This window comes from Ruegeria meonggei (genome assembly GCF_900172215.1).
Classification (GTDB): domain Bacteria; phylum Pseudomonadota; class Alphaproteobacteria; order Rhodobacterales; family Rhodobacteraceae; genus Ruegeria; species Ruegeria meonggei.
In genome coordinates, this window is the sequence record NZ_FWFP01000015.1 from 86,218 (window position 1) to 103,244 (window position 17,027).

Below are 17,027 nucleotides of genomic sequence, written 5' to 3' on the forward strand. Positions count from 1 at the left end.
GGCTTCGCCCGGCCTGCTTGCGTTGCGGCATGGAAATCAGCGGTTTACAACCTTCATTGCAACCCGGTCATGCGCGCGTTTAAAGCGGGCAGTCAGCCAGAACATGACCACAGCAAATGCAAGGGCCGAGAATGCGATGGCCCAGCCCAGCGCTACCATCCCGGTGCCGGGCCAGAAGATTAGTGCCAGGCCGATGATCAGGGCCAGAATTCCTGAGTTCCGCACCGTCGGCGCATCCGGACTTCGGTCGGGCATTTGACGCCATGCCATTATCGATCCGATGCCTACAATCAGAGCCCAGGCACCCAACAAGAAGAAGGTCAGCTTTGCCACACCCTCGGGCCAGACCAGCAGAACCAGCCCGATCAAAAGAGCCCCGATACCAACACCACCAATCAAGCCCCGGCGCCCAAAGCCCAGCAATGTCAGGCCACCGTCCAAGATGAGCAGCAACCCGACCAAACGCAACAGCAAGGATATGCTGCTGGTCGGCCAAAACAGAGCCGCGATCCCCAGTAAACCGGCCAGAATCCCGCGCAGCAGGAAAGTCCACCACAGGTTGGTCAGCTGATCACCCAGCGCGTCACGATCGCGCAGCACGGCGTCATCAAGGATTTCTTCGTGTGGGGGTTGGGGGTCTGTCATTGGGGTCTCCGCGATTGTCATGCCTTCAGTATAAACGACAAAAAAGGCGTGTGTCTGTGGTTAGTAACGGCCCAGCAACCCATCCACCCAGCGCGGGACGGTTTCGGTGGCTGGGCCAAGAATGACCTCGTCAAAGCTCGACACGCCGGTCGAGGGGTCGAGATTCAGTTCAACCGTTCGCGCGCCTGACATGCTGGCGTCGTGCACGAAGGCGGCGGCGGGGTAGACCTGACCCGATGTACCAATCGCAGCAAAGATCGCGGCACCGCTCAGATGATCATAAATGGCGTCCATGTGATATGGCATCTCGCCAAACCATACTACGTCGGGCCGCGCTGTAGGGGCCGCGCATGCTGGGCAGGGTTCGTCCACGGACATTTCCGGCGGGGCGGTCCAGCGATGGGCGCAGGCACCGCATAAAGCGCCGGAAAGTGTGCCGTGCATATGAATGACGTTTTCGGCTCCGCCAGCCTCGTGCAGGCTGTCCACGTTTTGGGTGACGATCACAACCTCTCTGGGCCAGTGGCGCTGCAACCGGGCCAGCGCCTTGTGCGCTGCATTTGGCTGTGCCTTAGCGGCCTGAGCGCGGCGAGCGTTGTAGAAGCCGTGCACCAGGGCGGGATCGCGGGCAAAGCCTTCGGGTGTGGCGACATCTTCGATCCTGTGCTGTGCCCACAAACCACCTTCGTCGCGGAACGTGCCCAGCCCGCTTTCGGCAGAAATCCCAGCCCCTGTCAGAATGACGATCTTTTCCATATCCTCTCCGCACGTTACACCTTGACCCATGAGCCACCGTATCTTGTTTGTCTGCCTGGGCAATATCTGCCGTTCTCCCGCCGCTGAGGGCGTCTTTCGCGCCCGCACACCGCAACACACCACCGACAGCGCCGGGACATCCGGCTGGCATATCGGTGATCCGCCCTATGGACCGATGCAAAATGCGGCTAGGGCCCGCGGGATCGTGATAGGTGATCTGCAGGCGCGGCAGTTTGTGGCCGACGATTTTGACAGGTTCGATCTGATCATCGGTATGGATGCCAACAATATCGCCGATATCGAGAGTATGCGGCCCGCGGGCAACGACACCCCGGTTCGCCTGCTAACGGACTTTGCATTCAGTTCCGATGCCGACCACGTGCCTGACCCGTACTATTCGCGCGACTTCGACGGCGCGCTGGATTTGATCGAAGCTGCGGTCGAGGGTCTGGACGCGCATCTGCGCACTTAACTCATCACCTTTAACTGGCCGTTCAACCAGGGCAGTTGCATCAATGCCGGATCGATGATCTGACTGCGCATCAGGCGGCGCATCATTTGTGCCACCTCTTGCGGAACCTGATCGGACCAATCGGTGCGGGTAAACAGGGAAATCGTCCGCGCGAATTCGCCAAACGGGGCAGGGTGCACCTCGAGGCTGTCGTGGAACCGTGTTGCGCGCATGTATCCCAGCGGCGTCGTGATCGCCCAACCCAGCCCACGTGCCACCATCGCCATCAGCGCCAGATGCGAACCGATCTCGAATCGCTCCTCGAAATCCAGTTGCTGACGGGCCAGATGGTTTTCGATCTGGCGGCTGATCAGCTGTTCGCGTGCATAGCGCAAAAAGGGCAGGTCCTGGGTGGCCTTACCGAAGCCCTTGGGTGTGACCAGAATGAACGGGTCCTGAACCAGAGGGTGCTCGACCACGCCCTCCAGTACTTCACCAGAATGGGCCGAGACCACCATATGCAGGCGTTGCGCCTCGAGCTCGGCGAACAGGTCCAGGCTGGACAGCGTGATCAATTTGAATTTCGACCGGGTCAGGCTGTCGGCCAGCAGCGTGGCAAGCCGAGGGGTCAGGTCATTGTCGAAATCGTCGATCAGCCCGATTGAGAGCGTAGCAAGATGGCCCAGATCCATCACGCTCAGCTCGCTCTGGGCGATTTGCAATTCGGCAAGAACGGCCTCGGTCCGGGCCAGAAAGCTGCGCCCGGCTTGTGTCAACCGCATTGGACGGCGCCCGTGATCCACCAGATCGGTGCCCAAGGCTTTTTCCAGGTTTCGCAATTGTTGCGACACCGAGGGCTGGCTGAGCCCGGTGATATCCGCAGCCTGTGCCACCGATCCTGTCCGCGCCAAGGCTTCGAACACCTCGAGCCCGCGCAGGGTCAGCCCTTTCATCACCATCAGACATACCTTTCGCTGCGCCTTTTTTGCGGTGCGGCGAGTGTCAGGTCAAGGATTGAAAGGGGTTAGCTGCAAACAGCTTGCGCCATCTGACCGAAGTTCTGATAGCGATCCCACAACGCATCATCACGCGCGGTTTGCGACATCTTCAGCTCTTGCGCCTGATGCGGGTCGCTGAACCATTTGGCGACGGTTTTCTGATCGCTGTTGGTCAGCGCCTGATTGGCCACCTGCTGGATACAGTTGCAGCGTGCCCGCGTCGCAGCCGACCTGTCCGATGCCAGACATGCCCGCTTGATCGCCGCCGCCTCGACCGTTGCCGGAGCGACCGCTGAAATCGACGTGGCGCAAAGTGCAATTAAAAGGAACTGTTTCATGCTCTTGCCTCGTGTTTGCCTGCCCGGACGGGTCTGATGCCCCTCTCGGTCTGCGGCGGAGTATGAATCAAAGTGGTTAACGGATCAATCATGTGGTTCGAAAAAGTGATTGAGTGCTTACGAACCGCTGCGATAAGCTGGTTATTCTGCCTTCGCTTGCATGTAATGAGCCAAATCGACCATGTTCTTCCGAATGATGCCTCCATGAAAGGTCTTCGCTTCTTCAGAGAGACCAGCGTTTTCAATCGGATTGAATAGATCGCCTTTCTCCACACAAGAAACCAACTCTTCGAACAAAAGATAGTTCTCTTCTGGCGTTTTTCCGGCTTCACCCATTTGCAGGCCAATTGCGTATGTTATGTAAGCGGCTTCTATGAGTATCATCCGAGCCTTGTTCGATTGTTTTTCAAGATTCGCGTCGTTTTTCGTAGTGTCAGGATGAAGCGACTCCCAGAAATTTAGGAATTGCTCAGCTAGTTGGTTAGCAGTTGCGTTACAGTCCCTTCCTTCGGAGACCACTGCCGAAGCTGGCAAGAGCCTAGGACATTCAGGACCAAGTTCGATGCAAGAGCGGAAGAATAGCTCTCGGCTTTTCTGATCACTTGGCTTGCTCAAAACCGCAATTTTCAAAACGTCAGCAGCGGCTTTGGGTTGATCAAGCGCAAGTCTCAACCTGCCCAGTTGCTGCGGCATCCAGAAATTTCGTTGGTTTTCAGAGGTTGGGTACTGCGCCATCAATTGGGTGTAGTAAGCATCGGCTTCGTCATACTGTTCAAGTTTGGTGAGGATGCGAAACTTCTTTCGTGCGCTGTACTTCTTTGTCGGTTCAATAGCTAAAGACATTTCGATAGCTTCCAGAGCGGCAATATCTTCATCTAGTCCGTCAAGTGCGAAGCTCTTGCCCTGCCAAGCCTGAAAGTTGTTCGGGTTCAGCTCGATAGCCCGGTCAAAGTCGACTATGGCCTCAGTCCATTTACCCATGCGATCCAACGCATATCCGCGACGCACATGCAGGGCGGCGAGCGTTTCCGAAGATGAAACTCCGGCATCAATCAACGGCGTGCAGATATCGATGATTACGTTCGGGTCTTGCTTGCGGTTCATGCACGCTTCAATGGCTCGATCGTTTTTGGCAACCAGTGCCCGCTCACGTTTGTCATGCACCACCCAGACAACCGCCGAGACCATAAAAATTAGAGCAATCGTGCGTACAAGAATCCGGGAATTGCCTAAATTCAATATTTCAACTTCCTGTTTCCACTGTCTAGTCGCCAAGCAACGAGCGCTTGCGACGGCTAAAACTGCTATCACTTTTGGGCAGAGTGCATGTCATGGATTTCTCGTCAAGGCTGATCGAGGACGATTGATGCGATCAGATCCGCGAACATTTCACTTGCAGGGGGGCTTACACGTTTCACAATGGAATGGTGCCGATTGGTGTTTGGGTCGCAACGAGAGCTAGCGCCGTGTACTTTCATCCATTGACCAAACCTCAAAATCTATACATATCCCAAAGCCATGACAGACCTCGCTCACATCCGCAATTTCTCCATCGTCGCGCATATCGACCATGGCAAATCCACCCTTGCTGACCGGCTCATCCAGGAGACCGGGACAGTCAAGGATCGCGACATGAAGGAACAGCTGCTCGACAGCATGGATATCGAGCGCGAGCGTGGCATCACCATCAAGGCCAACACGGTCCGCATCGACTATACCGCTGACAATGGCGAGCAGTACGTGCTGAACCTGATCGACACCCCGGGCCACGTGGACTTTGCCTATGAGGTCAGCCGCTCCATGCGCGCGGTCGAGGGCTCGCTGCTGGTCGTGGATAGCACCCAAGGGGTCGAGGCGCAGACGTTGGCCAACGTGTACCAAGCCATCGAAGCCGATCATGACATCGTGCCAGTGCTCAACAAGATCGACCTGCCCGCGTCCGATTGTGACCGCGTGGCCGAACAGATCGAGGATGTGATCGGCATCGACGCGTCTGAGGCGATTCAGGTCAGCGCCAAGACCGGGCAGGGCATCCACGAGACGCTGGAATCCATCATCACCCATCTGCCCGCGCCGCAGGGCAATCTCGACGCGCCGCTCAAGGCGATGCTGGTGGATTCGTGGTACGACGCCTATCTCGGCGTCATCGTTCTGGTCCGCATCATGGACGGCACGCTGAAAAAGGGCATGCGGGTCAAGTTCATGTCGAACAACACCCTGCACCATGTCGACCGCGTCGGCGTCTTCCGCCCCGAGATGGAGATGGTCGACAGCCTCGGCCCCGGTGAGATCGGCTTTCTCACCGCCTCGATCAAACAGGTTCGCGACACCCGCGTCGGCGACACCATCACCAATGACCGCAACGGCACCGAAGTGGCGCTGGACGGCTTCAAACCCGCGCAGCCGGTGGTGTTCTGTGGCCTCTTCCCCGTCGACAGTTCCGAATTCGAAGACCTGCGCGATGCGATCGACAAACTGGCGCTCAACGATGCCAGCTTCAGCTTTGAAATGGAGACCTCGGCCGCGCTTGGCTTTGGCTTCCGCTGCGGTTTTCTGGGCCTGCTGCACCTTGAGGTCATCCGCGACCGGATCGAGCGCGAATATGACATCGAGCTGATCACGACTGCTCCCTCGGTGATCTATCACGTCTATATGAAAGACGGCGAGATGATCGAGCTGCACAACCCCGCCGACATGCCTGATCCGTCGAAGGTCGACCATATCGAGGAACCGCGCATCAAGGCGACCATTCTGGTGCCGGATGAATACCTGGGCGACGTGCTGAAACTGTGCCAGGACCGCCGCGGCATCCAGCAGGACCTGACCTATGCGGGCTCGCGCGCGATGGTCGTCTATGACCTGCCACTGAATGAGATCGTCTTTGACTTCTACGACCGCCTGAAATCGGTGACCAAGGGCTATGCCTCGTTTGATTACCAGATGACCGGCTATACCGAGGACGCGCTGGTCAAGATGTCGGTGCTGGTGAATGATGAGCCGGTGGATGCGTTGTCCACCATGGTTCACCGTGACCGGGCCGAGATGCGGGGCCGGGCGATGTGCGAAAAGCTCAAGGACCTGATCCCGCGCCACATGTTCAAAATCCCGATCCAGGCCGCCATCGGAGGCAAGGTCATCGCCCGCGAGACCCTCTCGGCGCTGCGCAAGGACGTGACCGCCAAATGCTACGGAGGCGACGCCACCCGGAAACGCAAACTGCTGGACAAGCAGAAGGCGGGGAAAAAGAAGATGCGTCAGTTCGGGAAAGTGGATATTCCGCAGGAGGCGTTTATTTCGGCACTTAAAATGGATTCTTAATCCATTTTAAGTGCAAGTGCGCGAAAGCGTTTGGCAAAGCCAACTGCGTGCCCACACGGTAGAAAATCTACTTGCGGTGGTTATTGTGACGCATTGACAGCCACTGGTTGTTTCAAAAATGGTGCTCAAAACAAAGGAGTATCAATTTGAAGTCTGACTTGGAATTAGAGTTTATTTTCAAAGGTAACGACGCAGATGAAGCTAGGTTGTCATTTTAAGATGCGGCTCAAGCGCTTGTTGGATTTGAACGCACCGTAGCATTGACGAACCACTTGCTGATAAATGGTGAAGTATTAACGCAGTCGCCGTCAGCCAAGGGCTTCCACCAGTTCATCCTCCCTCCAGAAGAAGGTAGTTGGAAAGCTGGAATCGGGATTTTCTTTGGTACAGCTCTCACCATTGGTGTCGCTAGCAAAGACAGCGCTTTGGGATACTTGGCTGTCTCGGCACTCGATTATGTTTTGCAACAATCATTGGGTTTTGAAGTCGACTTTGACGAAACGTTTGGCCCGCAAATTGAACGTGCGAGGGAGCAACAGCAGATACCCCAGAAGATTGATGCTGAGAGATTTGACTCCCTGATCGAAAAAGTTGAGCCGGGTCTTAGACAATGCCATCGACCTATCGTCTTCTCTGAGACAGCAACCAATGCTCAAGTTACTTGGCGACTGCCAAGGCAAGCGGGAATATTGGATGGTTTCTTTGATAGCGAAACTTACGAATATGTTTCCCAAACACTTAGACAGGAAGATCTTGAGGATTTTCAGGGAAATATCTCCAGCTATAACGTCAATACCTTTAAAGGCCGAGTTTATATTAAATCAATGCAAAGAACTCTTCCGTTTGAAATTGCGCCAGAGGCTCGTTCGCCTAGTGCCTTACGAGCTATCGTAGGAAGCCTATATGAAAACAGCTCAAACGAACACTTGTTCTCAGCAGATGTCGTTTTACGAGGATTTAGGAACGAGAGTGTTAACGGGCGATTGAAGAGCATCTATGCTGTTCTGATAAATCCTGAGGATGCGCTGTTGGCTTGATCGCTTGGAGGCGATTGTGAACCAACCCACCCGCCCGGCGGAGCCGCCGGGCCGCGCCGACCCGCCCCTGTCAAACCAAAGGTTTGCCTCCGGCAAAACGGGCGGCGCGTTTGCGCCACCCCTCGGGTTGGCGCTGCCCTCCGTTCTGCTGATCATCCGTTACGCTGCCCGTGACGCCGCAAGACTCCGCCCGTTCGGCCCTGAGGGCTCCGCCCGTTCGAAAGCGAAACCAGCCCCCGGATGGTTTCCGGAGAGCTTTCTCACTCCACCGGACCGTTTCCAAGACGCGTCTCACTCTGACCCAGATCAAAGACCGCATGCGCTCTCACTCCTAGGATCCGCGAAAGTTGAACCCCTGAAATGAGGCCCCCATGCTTCCCCTGATGTTGATCGTCCATATCTTCCTTGGCTCCACCCTTGCCGGGTCCGCTGTCATTGCGGTTCTGTCCATGGGCTACACCACGCTGACCCCCATCCTGATCGCTGCGGGCGCAGGGTTTGTGGCGGCCTTCCCGGCCTCGTATCTGGTGGCCCGTAAAATGGCGGGCTGACCCCTAGGCGAGGTCAATGGGTTGGGTCACGCTGTGCGGCGTTCTAGACTGCCCAGCTCGAACCCCACTGTGACCAACCTCACAGCCTCCGCTTGGCCCACCTGCTATTGTTGACGTTGCGGAAACACTGGCAGGAGGCCCAAATGTCCATGATCCCCATCATCGCGCTTGGATCGGCGGGGCTGTATTCCGTTGCCATGATCTCGATGAAGTTCTGGTGGAAGATACCGGGGCTTGGGTTGGGCTTGCTGATTGTCGCGACCCTGCTGGCCGGGGCCACACTTGAGTTGGCCGCGCTGCGCGAGGAACGGTTGGGCATTATCTACACCGGCATTCTGGGGGCCGAAGTAATCCTGATCGCCATAGCCTCGTATTTCCTGTTTGGTGAAAACTTCTCGCATCGCGAGGTATTTGGCATCGGTCTTGTCCTGATCGGCACCGCATTGGCCTGGGCCTGAGCGTCAGATTAACCGATTATGAACAATCATTTAGGAAAGTTGTAACCAGCGCTCTCCCTCCCAATCTTTGTAACAGGCCAGAAACGGCCCGGACAAAAACGGAGAAGAGACCATGACCAGATATATGACTGCCGGAGCAGCCGCTCTGGCCACGACCCTCAGCTTTGGAACCGCCGCTTTGGCCGATACTACGCCCGATCTGCGTGGCATCTGGACCGGCAGCTATACCACTGTGGGGCCGAACCGCACCACAACCGGTGATGCGCCGCGGTTCAACTCAGCCGAATGGGTGCTGGACATCCAAAAGCAACAGGACAACGTGTTCTGGGGGCCCAGCAAGTGGCGTTCGAGTGGCACCTCGGACTGGCGGAAGTTGGATGCCACCGGCACCATCAGCCTGGATGATCCCAACCGGATCAGCATCGTCGAAAGCTCGGCCAACCCAGAGATCGGCGTGAATGCCCTGATCGATGCCCGTTACCAGGACGGCAAGATTTATGCAGATTTCCGTAGCCTGCGTCGTGGAACGACCTACAGCACCGTTCTGGAACGTCAGGTGAACTGAAGCGTCTCTGGCCCGATCGGTTTGTAGGGGGTACAGGCTGCGACTTGTTGCAGCGCGTAGTAGGTAATTCCCGGTCGGGTCGGAGCGCTTCTCAGAAACGGATTCAATGTCTCCTCGGGGAGGGGACGGGTCGGGCGGCACCATCGCCTGCGACAGGGCCAGATTGCACCCGCGCCAGACTGCGGCGTTCCTGGATGCGGGTCATCTGGCTTTTACGGTCCTTCAGCGTATGTCGTGAGTGGTGAATCAAGAGTCGCCCGACCCCGATTCCGGCCCAATCGATTCGTCGCGTTTGTAGCGACAACGCTACTCTATTTGGGCTCATTCTACGGATTGGGACTTTGCAGCCGCAGAAATCCGGTAGATTCTGGCAGAAGCCCGAGATTGCAACTTCTCCGCCTTTAAGCCTGCCTTCTGTCGCGTTTTCTGGACTTGTCCACAAAATTCTCCCGCCGGATATCAACATTTTTATCCCCGGCTAATTTCCATGCTGCAGTGCTAATTTCTTGTCCGGTGCGCTTGGCGATGTAACAGTCAATTCATCGCCACGGTTCTTCGGACCCAAGGCGGGACGCACAGGCCAAGGGGGTCGGCGCGATGAGGAGAGATTTTAGGATTTGTCCTGATCTGCAAAGGCTTACCGGTGTTTGGCTGGCTGAATTGGGTGTCACCATCCGGATCAGGTAGCCAGCTCTCAGAAAGTCAGTGCGTGCTGTGAGGTGCCCTCGGGTGCTGCATGGCGGCTGAGGTTCTTTCAGAGCCAGAGCCAACTGGATCGGGACGTCCCTCGGACGTGTCGGACCAGCAAGGCGTCAGGAGTGTCCGCAAGGGCACGTGCAAAGACCGCGTCTGCGCACCTGACGCCTTTTCCTTTTTCAGAAAACGCGTTCCAAAGGGCTGCCACTACCCCTTGCCAAAACAGAGACGGGGTTCTTGTGTGTGCACAAGAACCCCGTCGTCGTGTCAGAAATGCAGTACCGCGTCTATGCACCTGTACCCTCGACCATATCCCATATATGCGCAAGGTTCAACTATATGTTGAGTTTCGGTGCCTTTGCTGCGCTATATTCAGTCCAAGTCAGAGCTGTTGCTGAACATCGGTTGCTGCGCCCTGAATGGCGTCGCCTGCATTTTCGATATCTTTTCCGGCGCCCTTGGCCGTCTCGCAGGCGGTAAGGGTAAACAGGGCCAGTCCAATCAGAGTTGCGCGGATCATCGGTGTCTCCATTTGTGTCAATTTTTTTTGCCTAGCAGTTTTCGGAACGTGGAACCAGTATTTTGCGACGTCGCCTGGAGTTGCCGAATTGAGGGCTGACAATGGCCGTGGCAGTAAAGGTCTGCATCCTTTGGTCCGGGCAGGCCAGATGGCGTGTTATCCCCCAGACCAGCGTCGATACCGTGCCAAATTACCTCAAACATTTCGACCGCTTGCCGGGGTTGGCTGCCAGCTATCAAGACTGCGCCACGGCCTTCAAATCAGCTGTCTTCATCTCCGCAAAACAGCTCGTACACGACTTCGAGCATGCGGCGGGGGCGATCGTCGGCCAGGCGGTAGTAGATCGCCTTGCCCTCGCGGCGCGGCGTCACCAGACCTTCCAGACGCAGGCGTGACAACTGTTGGGACACGGCGGCCTGACGGGCAGACAGCAACTCTTCCAACTCTGTCACGGACTTTTCCCCGGAGACCAAATGGCACAGGATCATCAGACGGCCCTCGTGGCTGATGGCCTTCAGGAAATTGGACGCACGTGTCGCGTTCTCTACCATTTTGTCAAATTGCTCGGGTGTTGCGTCTTGCGAAAGCTGGGGCAATGCCATCGTTATATTCCTCGTTTGCCCGGAATCGGGCGCGTTTGCGCGTTTTCTGGTCTGTTATTCGATCTGATCGGGTACCTAAATTGAACATGTATTGCCATATGCATGGATCAAAATGATGTGATGTGAAAAGGGGAACTTCTGACAATTCGAAACCAGACCTTTTAGGGAGTAGCAGAAGCCGACGCCGACGGCGGTGTCCGCGTCGCGATCTGCCACAAATGGGTCCAGCAGCACACGAAGTATCCGGCCCCCCTTGCAGCCCCCCGGTGGCAACACTAAGACTTGGGTAACGTTTCTTCGGCTAATGTCCCGATCCATCGCAAAACAGGCAGGTTTCCAATGTTCGACCCCGTTGATACTTATATGAATACACTCGTTCCCATGGTCGTCGAACAGACCAGCCGGGGCGAGCGGGCTTACGACATTTTCTCGCGTCTTCTGAAAGAGCGGATCATTTTCATCAATGGCCCGATCCACGATGGGATGAGTCATCTGATCGTCGCCCAGCTGCTGCATCTTGAAGCGGAAAATCCGAACAAAGAGATCTCGATTTACATCAATTCGCCCGGCGGCGTGGTAACCAGCGGTTTGTCGATTTACGATACAATGCAGTATATCAAGCCGAAATGTTCAACATTGGTAATCGGTCAGGCGGCCTCGATGGGGTCGGTTTTGCTGGCCGGTGGCGAAAAGGGAATGCGGTTCTCGCTGCCCAACAGCCGGATCATGGTGCACCAGCCCAGCGGTGGCTATCAGGGTCAGGCCAGCGATATCATGATCCACGCGGCGGAAACGCAAAAGCTTAAGGATCGCTTGTATGACATCTACGTACGCCATACAGGCCAGACGAAAAAGTCGGTTGAAAAGGCGCTGGACCGCGACAATTTCATGAGCCCCGAAGAAGCAAAAGACTGGGGGCACATCGACGAAATCGTCGAAAACCGCGCAAAAATGGATGGCGAGGACGCCTGATCACACAGCCCTGCGTCACGCATGCAGGGCTTATTTTGAGATTGTAGCCGTCTCGGCGGTGGCCTAAGCTGCAGCAGACGACGGCAATCGCGGCCCGGTGGGGCCGCAGGGACGAAGCCCGAAAGGTAGAACATGGCGACGAATTCAGGCGGTGATGGCAAGAACACGCTCTACTGTAGCTTCTGCGGTAAGAGCCAGCACGAGGTGCGTAAGTTGATTGCCGGACCTACCGTTTTCATCTGTGATGAATGCGTTGAGTTGTGCATGGACATCATCCGCGAAGAAACCAAGGCAAGTGGCCTGAAATCTTCGGATGGGGTGCCGACGCCCAAAGACATTTGCGAGGTTCTGGACGACTACGTCATCGGTCAGGCCACCGCCAAGCGGGTGCTGTCAGTTGCGGTTCACAACCACTACAAACGTCTGAACCACGCACAAAAAGCGGGCGGTGATATTGAGTTGGCCAAGTCCAACATCCTGCTGATCGGCCCGACGGGTTGTGGCAAGACCTTGCTGGCGCAGACCTTGGCACGGATTTTGGATGTGCCGTTCACCATGGCAGATGCGACCACGCTGACCGAAGCGGGTTATGTGGGTGAAGATGTCGAGAACATCATCCTCAAGCTGCTGCAGTCCTCTGAATACAATGTCGAGCGTGCGCAACGCGGCATCGTTTATATCGACGAAGTCGACAAGATCACACGCAAATCCGAGAACCCGTCGATCACGCGTGACGTTTCGGGCGAGGGCGTGCAACAGGCTCTGCTGAAGCTGATGGAAGGCACTGTGGCCAGTGTGCCGCCACAAGGTGGGCGCAAACATCCGCAGCAGGAATTCCTGCAAGTGGACACGACCAACATCCTGTTCATCTGCGGCGGTGCTTTTGCCGGGCTGGACAAGATCATCGCGCAGCGCGGCAAGGGCTCGGCCATGGGTTTTGGGGCCGATGTGCGTGACAACGACGATCGCGGCGTGGGAGAGATCTTCAAGGAGCTCGAACCCGAGGATTTGTTAAAATTTGGGTTGATCCCGGAATTTGTCGGCCGTCTGCCGGTTCTGGCAACGCTGGAAGACTTGGATGAGGACGCCCTGGTTACAATCCTGACCAAGCCCAAGAACGCTTTGGTCAAGCAATACCAGCGTCTGTTCGAGCTGGAAGATTCTGAGCTGGCCTTTACCGACGATGCGCTCAAGGCGATTGCCAAGAAAGCCATCCAACGTAAAACCGGTGCACGTGGTTTGCGTTCGATCCTCGAAGATATCTTGTTGGACACGATGTTCGAACTGCCTGGATTGAAAAACGTGACCGAAGTCGTTGTGAATGAAGAGGCGGTTACATCAGAGTCGCAACCACTGATCATCTATGCGGACGCGGCTGAATCTGCTTCGGCAGGTTAAGACCAGATAGGTTTCACGAACACGGCGCGGCATTGTCCGCGCCATTTTCATGTGAGGGGTAGTATGGCAATCAGACGTATTTCATCAGGCGGCGAATACGAGGCCAAAGTGGGCTATTGCCGGGCCGTGGTTGCAAATGGGTTCGTCTTTGTCGCCGGTACCTGCGCCCAGGGTGATGACATTCCGGATGATATCGTGGGTCAGTGCAGATCAGCCCTGGATGCGATTGGAAAAGCTCTGGTTGAGGCGGGGGCGGGTTTCGCTGATGTGGTCCGGGTAAACTACTACTTGCCTGACATGAGCGAGTTCGAGCAATGTTGGCCCCTGTTGGTCGAGGCGTTTGGAGCCAATCCGCCTGCAGCGACGGTAACTGAATGCAACCTGATAACACCCAAAGATCGTATCGAGATCGAAGTCACCGCAGTGCTGCCGGAATAAGAAGTGCGGTCCTTGTGGCACTGGACCTTGGCGTGCCTTTGGTCCATATCTGCGGGAATAGAAATGCCGGAGGCAGCCGATGGGAATCCTGAACAGTCTATTGCGGGCCGTAACCTGGTGGAACGGTGCCACTTTGAACACGCAGTTCTACACTGCGCGCAAAGGGGTCAAAGTCGGTGAAGACAACGAAGGCAACGTGTTTTATCGCAACGCTGATGACAGTAAGCGCTGGGTGATTTTCAACGGCGAGGCCGAGGCCAGCAGGGTCGATCCCGACTGGCATGGCTGGCTGCACCGGACTTGGGATGAGCCGCCGACAGAAAAGCCGATGCAGCATAAATCCTGGGAAAAACCCCATCAGGAAAACCTGACAGGCACTGCGCTGGCCTATGCGCCAGCGGGATCCTTGCGCCGCCCGGAACCGGTCGAGCGTGCGGATTACGAAGCCTGGAGCCCGGAATAAACGAGGCAAACAATGTCGACCCACAATGTAACCGAAGTACTTGTCGGCGGTGCCGTTCTTGCATGCGCCATCGCGTTTGGCGTTTACGCCAGCCAATCCACGGGCCTGTCACAGGGCGGCGCGGGGTACGAGCTGAGCGCGTCTTTCCGCTCGCTCGAGGGTGTTGGCGTAGGCACGGATGTGCGGCTGGCCGGCGTCAAAATCGGCACCGTAACCGGCGTAAATTTGAACGCTGATACCTATCGTGCAGATACCACCTTTACAATTTCAGACGGCATTCTGGTGCCAGATGACAGCGCGATCATAATCTCGTCCGAGGGCCTGCTGGGCGGGAACTTTGTTGAAGTGATGCCGGGCGGTTCGCCCTTCTACTTTGAGGCCGGAGATCAGGTTGAAGACACACAAGGTGCGGTCAGTCTGATTTCGCTGCTGGTCAAATTTGTGGCCGGGGACGGCGGCGAATGAAATACCTCGCCCTGATGGCAGCGCTGCTGGCCGCGACGGGCGCAGCGGCCCAGCAAAAGGCCCAGTCCGGTCCCGGCGCAATGCTGCGGGGGCTGGACAAGGTCAACGGCCAAACGGTTGATGTCGAGATGCAGAATGGCCAGACCGGGGCGATCTTTGGTCTGGATGTCGCCTTGGGCGATTGCCGGTATCCGGTTGACAACCCGACGGGGGATGCCTTTGCTTACCTGACGATCTGGGAAAAAGGTGAGCCAGAGCAATTGTTTGATGGGTGGATGATCGCCACGTCACCCGCACTGAATGCGCTGGATCATGCCCGCTATGACGTCTGGGTGATCCGCTGTATCACGCCCTCGGGGGATTGATCCAACACCGCGGTAAAATCCGCACTGGCATCGATCGCGTCTTCTAGCGCTAGTCGGTATTGCGCACGCGGGATTTCGATCGCCCCCAAAGTAGCCAAGTGTGCTGTCAGGAACTGGGTGTCAAACAGCTGAAACCCGGTCTCGCGCAAACGGTCCACCAAGTAAGCCAAAGCGATTTTCGAGGCGTCCTTCCGGCGAGAGAACATGCTTTCACCAAAAAACGCAGCCCCCAGCGTTACACCGTAAACACCGCCGGCCAAGACATCACCGTCCCAGACCTCAAGCGAATGCGCGTGGCCCGAGCGGTGAATTTTTTGGTACAGATCGCGAAGCTCTGCATTTATCCAGGTTTCAGAACGGTCCGCACAACCCCCGACGACGCCGTCAAAATCGCGGTTGATGGTGACGGAAAACCCGCAGTTTCGAATGCGCCGAGCCAGGCTGCGGGACAGGTGAAACCCGTCCAGAGGCACAACGCCCCGAAATTTGGGATCGACCCAGAACAGCTCTGGGTCATTGCGGTGCTCTGCCATCGGGAAGATGCCGATTGAGTAGCCGTGCAGCAATAGTTCAGGGGTCAGGCTCATGTTGTGTGCGCGTTGACCAGAGGGCGTGAACCCTCTGGTCTTAAGGGCTTATTGTTCCATGTTCTCCGCAAGCCAGTGCTCCAGCCAGTGGATGTTGTAATCGCCGCTGTGGATGTCATCTTCTTGCAGCAAAGCATGGAACAAGGGAACGGTTGTGTCGATGCCATCTACGATCAATTCACCCAGGGCACGGTTCAATCGAGCAAGTGCCTCATCCCGGTCGCGGCCTTGCACGATCAACTTGCCAATAAGCGAGTCGTAATAGGGTGGGATGGAGTACCCGTCATACAGCGCCGAATCCATTCGCACACCCAGACCGCCCGGCGCGTGAAAGGCCGTGATCTTGCCCGGGCAGGGCGAGAAGTTGGGTAACTTTTCAGCGTTGATCCTGACTTCGATAGAGTGGCCGTTGATCCGTAGGTCATCCTGACCAAACGACATCTGTTCACCCGCTGCCACAAGAATCTGTTCACGCACTAGATCGACACCGAAAATGCCCTCGGTCACCGGGTGTTCCACCTGTAGGCGGGTGTTCATCTCGATGAAATAGAACTCACCGTTCTCATAAAGGAACTCGATGGTGCCTGCGCCGATATAGTTGATTTTTGCGACCGCATCCGCGCAAACCTTGCCAATTTTGGCGCGCTCTTGCGGAGTGATGGTGGGGCCGGGGGCCTCTTCAAAGACCTTCTGGTGGCGGCGCTGCAGCGAACAGTCACGCTCGCCCAGATGGACCGCCTTGCCCTTGCCGTCGCCAAAAACCTGAATCTCGATATGGCGCGGCGTGGTCAGGTATTTTTCGATATAGACTTCGTCATTGCCAAAGTTGGACTTGCCTTCGGCGCGGGCGGTCATAAAGGCGCTTTCCATTTCATCAGCGTTCATCGCGACTTTCATGCCGCGTCCGCCGCCACCGGCCGTGGCTTTGATGATGACGGGATAGCCAAACTCTTCACCGATTTTCCTGGCTGAGGCCAGATCAGGCACACCGCCATCCGATCCAGGAACGCAAGGAACACCCAGTTCTTTCATCGTATCTTTGGCGGTAATCTTGTCCCCCATGACGCGGATGTGTTCTGCAGTGGGGCCGATGAAAGTGATGCCGTGATCTTCGACGATCTGCACGAACTCGGCATTCTCGGACAGAAAACCGTAACCGGGGTGGATCGCTTGCGCGCCAGTGATTTCACAGGCCGAGATGATCGCGGGTACGGACAGATAGCTTTGCGGGCTGGGCGGGGGGCCGATACAGACCGATTCGTCAGCCATGCGCACATGCATCGCGTCACTGTCGGCGGTGGAGTGGACGGCAACCGTCTTTATCCCCATCTCGCGCGCGGCGCGGATGACGCGCAGGGCGATCTCGCCTCGGTTGGCAATCAGGATCTTGTCGAACATGGGCCC

General features: G+C 56.5%; 21 protein-coding genes and 1 pseudogene. 13 read left to right on the forward strand and 9 right to left on the reverse strand.

The window, feature by feature from the left end; translation table 11 throughout:
• Nucleotides 1-36: 36 nt before the first annotated feature.
• Together RUM8411_RS20455 and RUM8411_RS20460 are read right to left on the reverse strand one after the other, a co-directional pair.
• Nucleotides 37-645, reverse strand: a complete 609-nt coding sequence (locus RUM8411_RS20455) for an HdeD family acid-resistance protein (RefSeq protein WP_085824584.1) — start codon at nt 643-645, stop codon at nt 37-39.
• A gap of 60 nt (nt 646-705) precedes the next feature.
• Entirely contained in the window at nt 706-1,401 is a 696-nt protein-coding gene (locus RUM8411_RS20460; protein WP_085824585.1) for an NAD-dependent deacylase, read from the reverse strand.
• Between the two features lie 28 nt (nt 1,402-1,429).
• Between RUM8411_RS20460 and RUM8411_RS20465 the strand changes: the two genes are divergently transcribed.
• Nucleotides 1,430-1,873 (forward strand): low molecular weight protein-tyrosine-phosphatase, encoded by a 444-nt coding sequence (locus RUM8411_RS20465; RefSeq protein WP_085824586.1) that lies wholly within the window; start codon nt 1,430-1,432, stop codon nt 1,871-1,873.
• Here the strand turns inward: RUM8411_RS20465 and RUM8411_RS20470 are convergent.
• From RUM8411_RS20470 to RUM8411_RS20480, 3 genes are all read right to left on the reverse strand, one after another.
• Nucleotides 1,870-2,811 carry a LysR family transcriptional regulator gene (locus tag RUM8411_RS20470; RefSeq protein WP_085824587.1) on the reverse strand — a complete coding sequence of 314 codons (942 nt, stop codon included), beginning with the start codon at nt 2,809-2,811 and terminating at the stop codon, nt 1,870-1,872. The genes RUM8411_RS20465 and RUM8411_RS20470 overlap by 4 nt on opposite strands.
• 65 nt (nt 2,812-2,876) lie before the next feature.
• Nucleotides 2,877-3,188: a hypothetical protein gene (locus tag RUM8411_RS20475; protein WP_085824588.1), complete on the reverse strand. Its 312-nt coding sequence runs from the start codon at nt 3,186-3,188 to the stop codon at nt 2,877-2,879.
• Nucleotides 3,189-3,329: 141 nt separating this feature from the next.
• Nucleotides 3,330-4,427, reverse strand: coding sequence for a tetratricopeptide repeat protein (locus RUM8411_RS20480; RefSeq protein WP_159453931.1), 1,098 nt, complete (start codon nt 4,425-4,427; stop codon nt 3,330-3,332).
• A 279-nt stretch (nt 4,428-4,706) separates the two neighbouring features.
• Here RUM8411_RS20480 and lepA point away from each other — a divergent pair, with 279 nt between their 5' ends.
• From lepA to RUM8411_RS20510, 6 genes and pseudogenes are all read left to right on the forward strand, one after another.
• Nucleotides 4,707-6,506: a translation elongation factor 4 gene (gene lepA / locus RUM8411_RS20485; RefSeq protein WP_085824590.1), complete on the forward strand. Its 1,800-nt coding sequence runs from the start codon at nt 4,707-4,709 to the stop codon at nt 6,504-6,506.
• A gap of 233 nt (nt 6,507-6,739) precedes the next feature.
• Nucleotides 6,740-7,189 (forward strand): annotated as a pseudogene (locus RUM8411_RS23300) (DUF7946 domain-containing protein); the annotation flags it as partial.
• A 6-nt stretch (nt 7,190-7,195) separates the two neighbouring features.
• Nucleotides 7,196-7,543 (forward strand): DUF7947 five-stranded beta-barrel domain-containing protein, encoded by a 348-nt coding sequence (locus RUM8411_RS23305; protein ID WP_442475984.1) that lies wholly within the window; start codon nt 7,196-7,198, stop codon nt 7,541-7,543.
• Nucleotides 7,544-7,914: 371 nt separating this feature from the next.
• On the forward strand, nt 7,915-8,094 hold the full coding sequence (locus RUM8411_RS20500) for a CTP synthetase (protein WP_085824593.1): 180 nt from the start codon (nt 7,915-7,917) through the stop codon (nt 8,092-8,094).
• Between the two features lie 143 nt (nt 8,095-8,237).
• Nucleotides 8,238-8,552, forward strand: coding sequence for a hypothetical protein (locus tag RUM8411_RS20505; RefSeq protein ID WP_234995308.1), 315 nt, complete (start codon nt 8,238-8,240; stop codon nt 8,550-8,552).
• A 112-nt stretch (nt 8,553-8,664) separates the two neighbouring features.
• Entirely contained in the window at nt 8,665-9,117 is a 453-nt protein-coding gene (locus tag RUM8411_RS20510) for a hypothetical protein (protein WP_200818617.1), read from the forward strand.
• 1,078 nt (nt 9,118-10,195) lie between these two features.
• On the opposite strand, the gene RUM8411_RS20515 is transcribed toward RUM8411_RS20510, so the two are convergent.
• The gene (locus RUM8411_RS20515; protein WP_085824632.1) at nt 10,196-10,333 is read right to left on the reverse strand and encodes an entericidin A/B family lipoprotein; all 138 of its coding nucleotides are present in this window, start codon (nt 10,331-10,333) and stop codon (nt 10,196-10,198) included.
• Between the two features lie 260 nt (nt 10,334-10,593).
• The gene (locus RUM8411_RS20520) at nt 10,594-10,935 is read right to left on the reverse strand and encodes an ArsR/SmtB family transcription factor (RefSeq protein ID WP_085824594.1); all 342 of its coding nucleotides are present in this window, start codon (nt 10,933-10,935) and stop codon (nt 10,594-10,596) included.
• 339 nt (nt 10,936-11,274) lie between these two features.
• Between RUM8411_RS20520 and RUM8411_RS20525 the strand changes: the two genes are divergently transcribed.
• The 6 genes from RUM8411_RS20525 (at nt 11,275) to RUM8411_RS20550 (ending at nt 15,036) form a co-directional block, all read left to right on the forward strand.
• Nucleotides 11,275-11,907 carry an ATP-dependent Clp protease proteolytic subunit gene (locus RUM8411_RS20525; RefSeq protein ID WP_085824595.1) on the forward strand — a complete coding sequence of 211 codons (633 nt, stop codon included), beginning with the start codon at nt 11,275-11,277 and terminating at the stop codon, nt 11,905-11,907.
• Between the two features lie 132 nt (nt 11,908-12,039).
• A complete protein-coding gene (gene clpX / locus RUM8411_RS20530) occupies nt 12,040-13,305 on the forward strand; it encodes an ATP-dependent Clp protease ATP-binding subunit ClpX (protein ID WP_085824596.1) in 1,266 nt (421 codons plus the stop codon).
• 63 nt (nt 13,306-13,368) lie between these two features.
• Complete coding sequence (locus RUM8411_RS20535) at nt 13,369-13,743, forward strand: Rid family hydrolase (RefSeq protein WP_085824597.1); 375 nt, start codon at nt 13,369-13,371, stop codon at nt 13,741-13,743.
• Nucleotides 13,744-13,822: 79 nt separating this feature from the next.
• The gene (locus RUM8411_RS20540; protein WP_085824598.1) at nt 13,823-14,206 is read left to right on the forward strand and encodes an NADH:ubiquinone oxidoreductase subunit NDUFA12; all 384 of its coding nucleotides are present in this window, start codon (nt 13,823-13,825) and stop codon (nt 14,204-14,206) included.
• Between the two features lie 12 nt (nt 14,207-14,218).
• Nucleotides 14,219-14,671, forward strand: a complete 453-nt coding sequence (gene mlaD / locus RUM8411_RS20545) for an outer membrane lipid asymmetry maintenance protein MlaD (protein WP_085824599.1) — start codon at nt 14,219-14,221, stop codon at nt 14,669-14,671.
• Nucleotides 14,668-15,036 (forward strand): DUF2155 domain-containing protein, encoded by a 369-nt coding sequence (locus RUM8411_RS20550; protein ID WP_085824600.1) that lies wholly within the window; start codon nt 14,668-14,670, stop codon nt 15,034-15,036. Before mlaD ends, RUM8411_RS20550 begins: the two co-directional genes overlap by 4 nt.
• Here the strand turns inward: RUM8411_RS20550 and aat are convergent.
• The gene (gene aat / locus RUM8411_RS20555; RefSeq protein ID WP_085824601.1) at nt 14,991-15,623 is read right to left on the reverse strand and encodes a leucyl/phenylalanyl-tRNA--protein transferase; all 633 of its coding nucleotides are present in this window, start codon (nt 15,621-15,623) and stop codon (nt 14,991-14,993) included. The genes RUM8411_RS20550 and aat overlap by 46 nt on opposite strands.
• 48 nt (nt 15,624-15,671) lie before the next feature.
• On the reverse strand, nt 15,672-17,021 hold the full coding sequence (gene accC, locus RUM8411_RS20560) for an acetyl-CoA carboxylase biotin carboxylase subunit (RefSeq protein WP_085824602.1): 1,350 nt from the start codon (nt 17,019-17,021) through the stop codon (nt 15,672-15,674).
• Nucleotides 17,022-17,027 lie beyond the last annotated feature (6 nt).

What these genes read in the sequence shown, in the direction of transcription:
- RUM8411_RS20455 (WP_085824584.1), bottom strand. Translation starts at nt 645, where the DNA reads ATGACAGACCCCCAACCCCCACACGAAGAAATCCTTGATGACGCCGTG.
- RUM8411_RS20460 (WP_085824585.1), bottom strand. Translation starts at nt 1,401, where the DNA reads ATGGAAAAGATCGTCATTCTGACAGGGGCTGGGATTTCTGCCGAAAGC.
- RUM8411_RS20465 (WP_085824586.1), top strand. Translation starts at nt 1,430, where the DNA reads ATGAGCCACCGTATCTTGTTTGTCTGCCTGGGCAATATCTGCCGTTCT.
- RUM8411_RS20470 (WP_085824587.1), bottom strand. Translation starts at nt 2,811, where the DNA reads ATGGTGATGAAAGGGCTGACCCTGCGCGGGCTCGAGGTGTTCGAAGCC.
- RUM8411_RS20475 (WP_085824588.1), bottom strand. Translation starts at nt 3,188, where the DNA reads ATGAAACAGTTCCTTTTAATTGCACTTTGCGCCACGTCGATTTCAGCG.
- lepA (WP_085824590.1), top strand. Translation starts at nt 4,707, where the DNA reads ATGACAGACCTCGCTCACATCCGCAATTTCTCCATCGTCGCGCATATC.
- RUM8411_RS20500 (WP_085824593.1), top strand. Translation starts at nt 7,915, where the DNA reads ATGCTTCCCCTGATGTTGATCGTCCATATCTTCCTTGGCTCCACCCTT.
- RUM8411_RS20505 (WP_234995308.1), top strand. Translation starts at nt 8,238, where the DNA reads ATGTCCATGATCCCCATCATCGCGCTTGGATCGGCGGGGCTGTATTCC.
- RUM8411_RS20510 (WP_200818617.1), top strand. Translation starts at nt 8,665, where the DNA reads ATGACCAGATATATGACTGCCGGAGCAGCCGCTCTGGCCACGACCCTC.
- RUM8411_RS20515 (WP_085824632.1), bottom strand. Translation starts at nt 10,333, where the DNA reads ATGATCCGCGCAACTCTGATTGGACTGGCCCTGTTTACCCTTACCGCC.
- RUM8411_RS20520 (WP_085824594.1), bottom strand. Translation starts at nt 10,935, where the DNA reads ATGGCATTGCCCCAGCTTTCGCAAGACGCAACACCCGAGCAATTTGAC.
- RUM8411_RS20525 (WP_085824595.1), top strand. Translation starts at nt 11,275, where the DNA reads ATGTTCGACCCCGTTGATACTTATATGAATACACTCGTTCCCATGGTC.
- clpX (WP_085824596.1), top strand. Translation starts at nt 12,040, where the DNA reads ATGGCGACGAATTCAGGCGGTGATGGCAAGAACACGCTCTACTGTAGC.
- RUM8411_RS20535 (WP_085824597.1), top strand. Translation starts at nt 13,369, where the DNA reads ATGGCAATCAGACGTATTTCATCAGGCGGCGAATACGAGGCCAAAGTG.
- RUM8411_RS20540 (WP_085824598.1), top strand. Translation starts at nt 13,823, where the DNA reads ATGGGAATCCTGAACAGTCTATTGCGGGCCGTAACCTGGTGGAACGGT.
- mlaD (WP_085824599.1), top strand. Translation starts at nt 14,219, where the DNA reads ATGTCGACCCACAATGTAACCGAAGTACTTGTCGGCGGTGCCGTTCTT.
- RUM8411_RS20550 (WP_085824600.1), top strand. Translation starts at nt 14,668, where the DNA reads ATGAAATACCTCGCCCTGATGGCAGCGCTGCTGGCCGCGACGGGCGCA.
- aat (WP_085824601.1), bottom strand. Translation starts at nt 15,623, where the DNA reads ATGAGCCTGACCCCTGAACTATTGCTGCACGGCTACTCAATCGGCATC.
- accC (WP_085824602.1), bottom strand. Translation starts at nt 17,021, where the DNA reads ATGTTCGACAAGATCCTGATTGCCAACCGAGGCGAGATCGCCCTGCGC.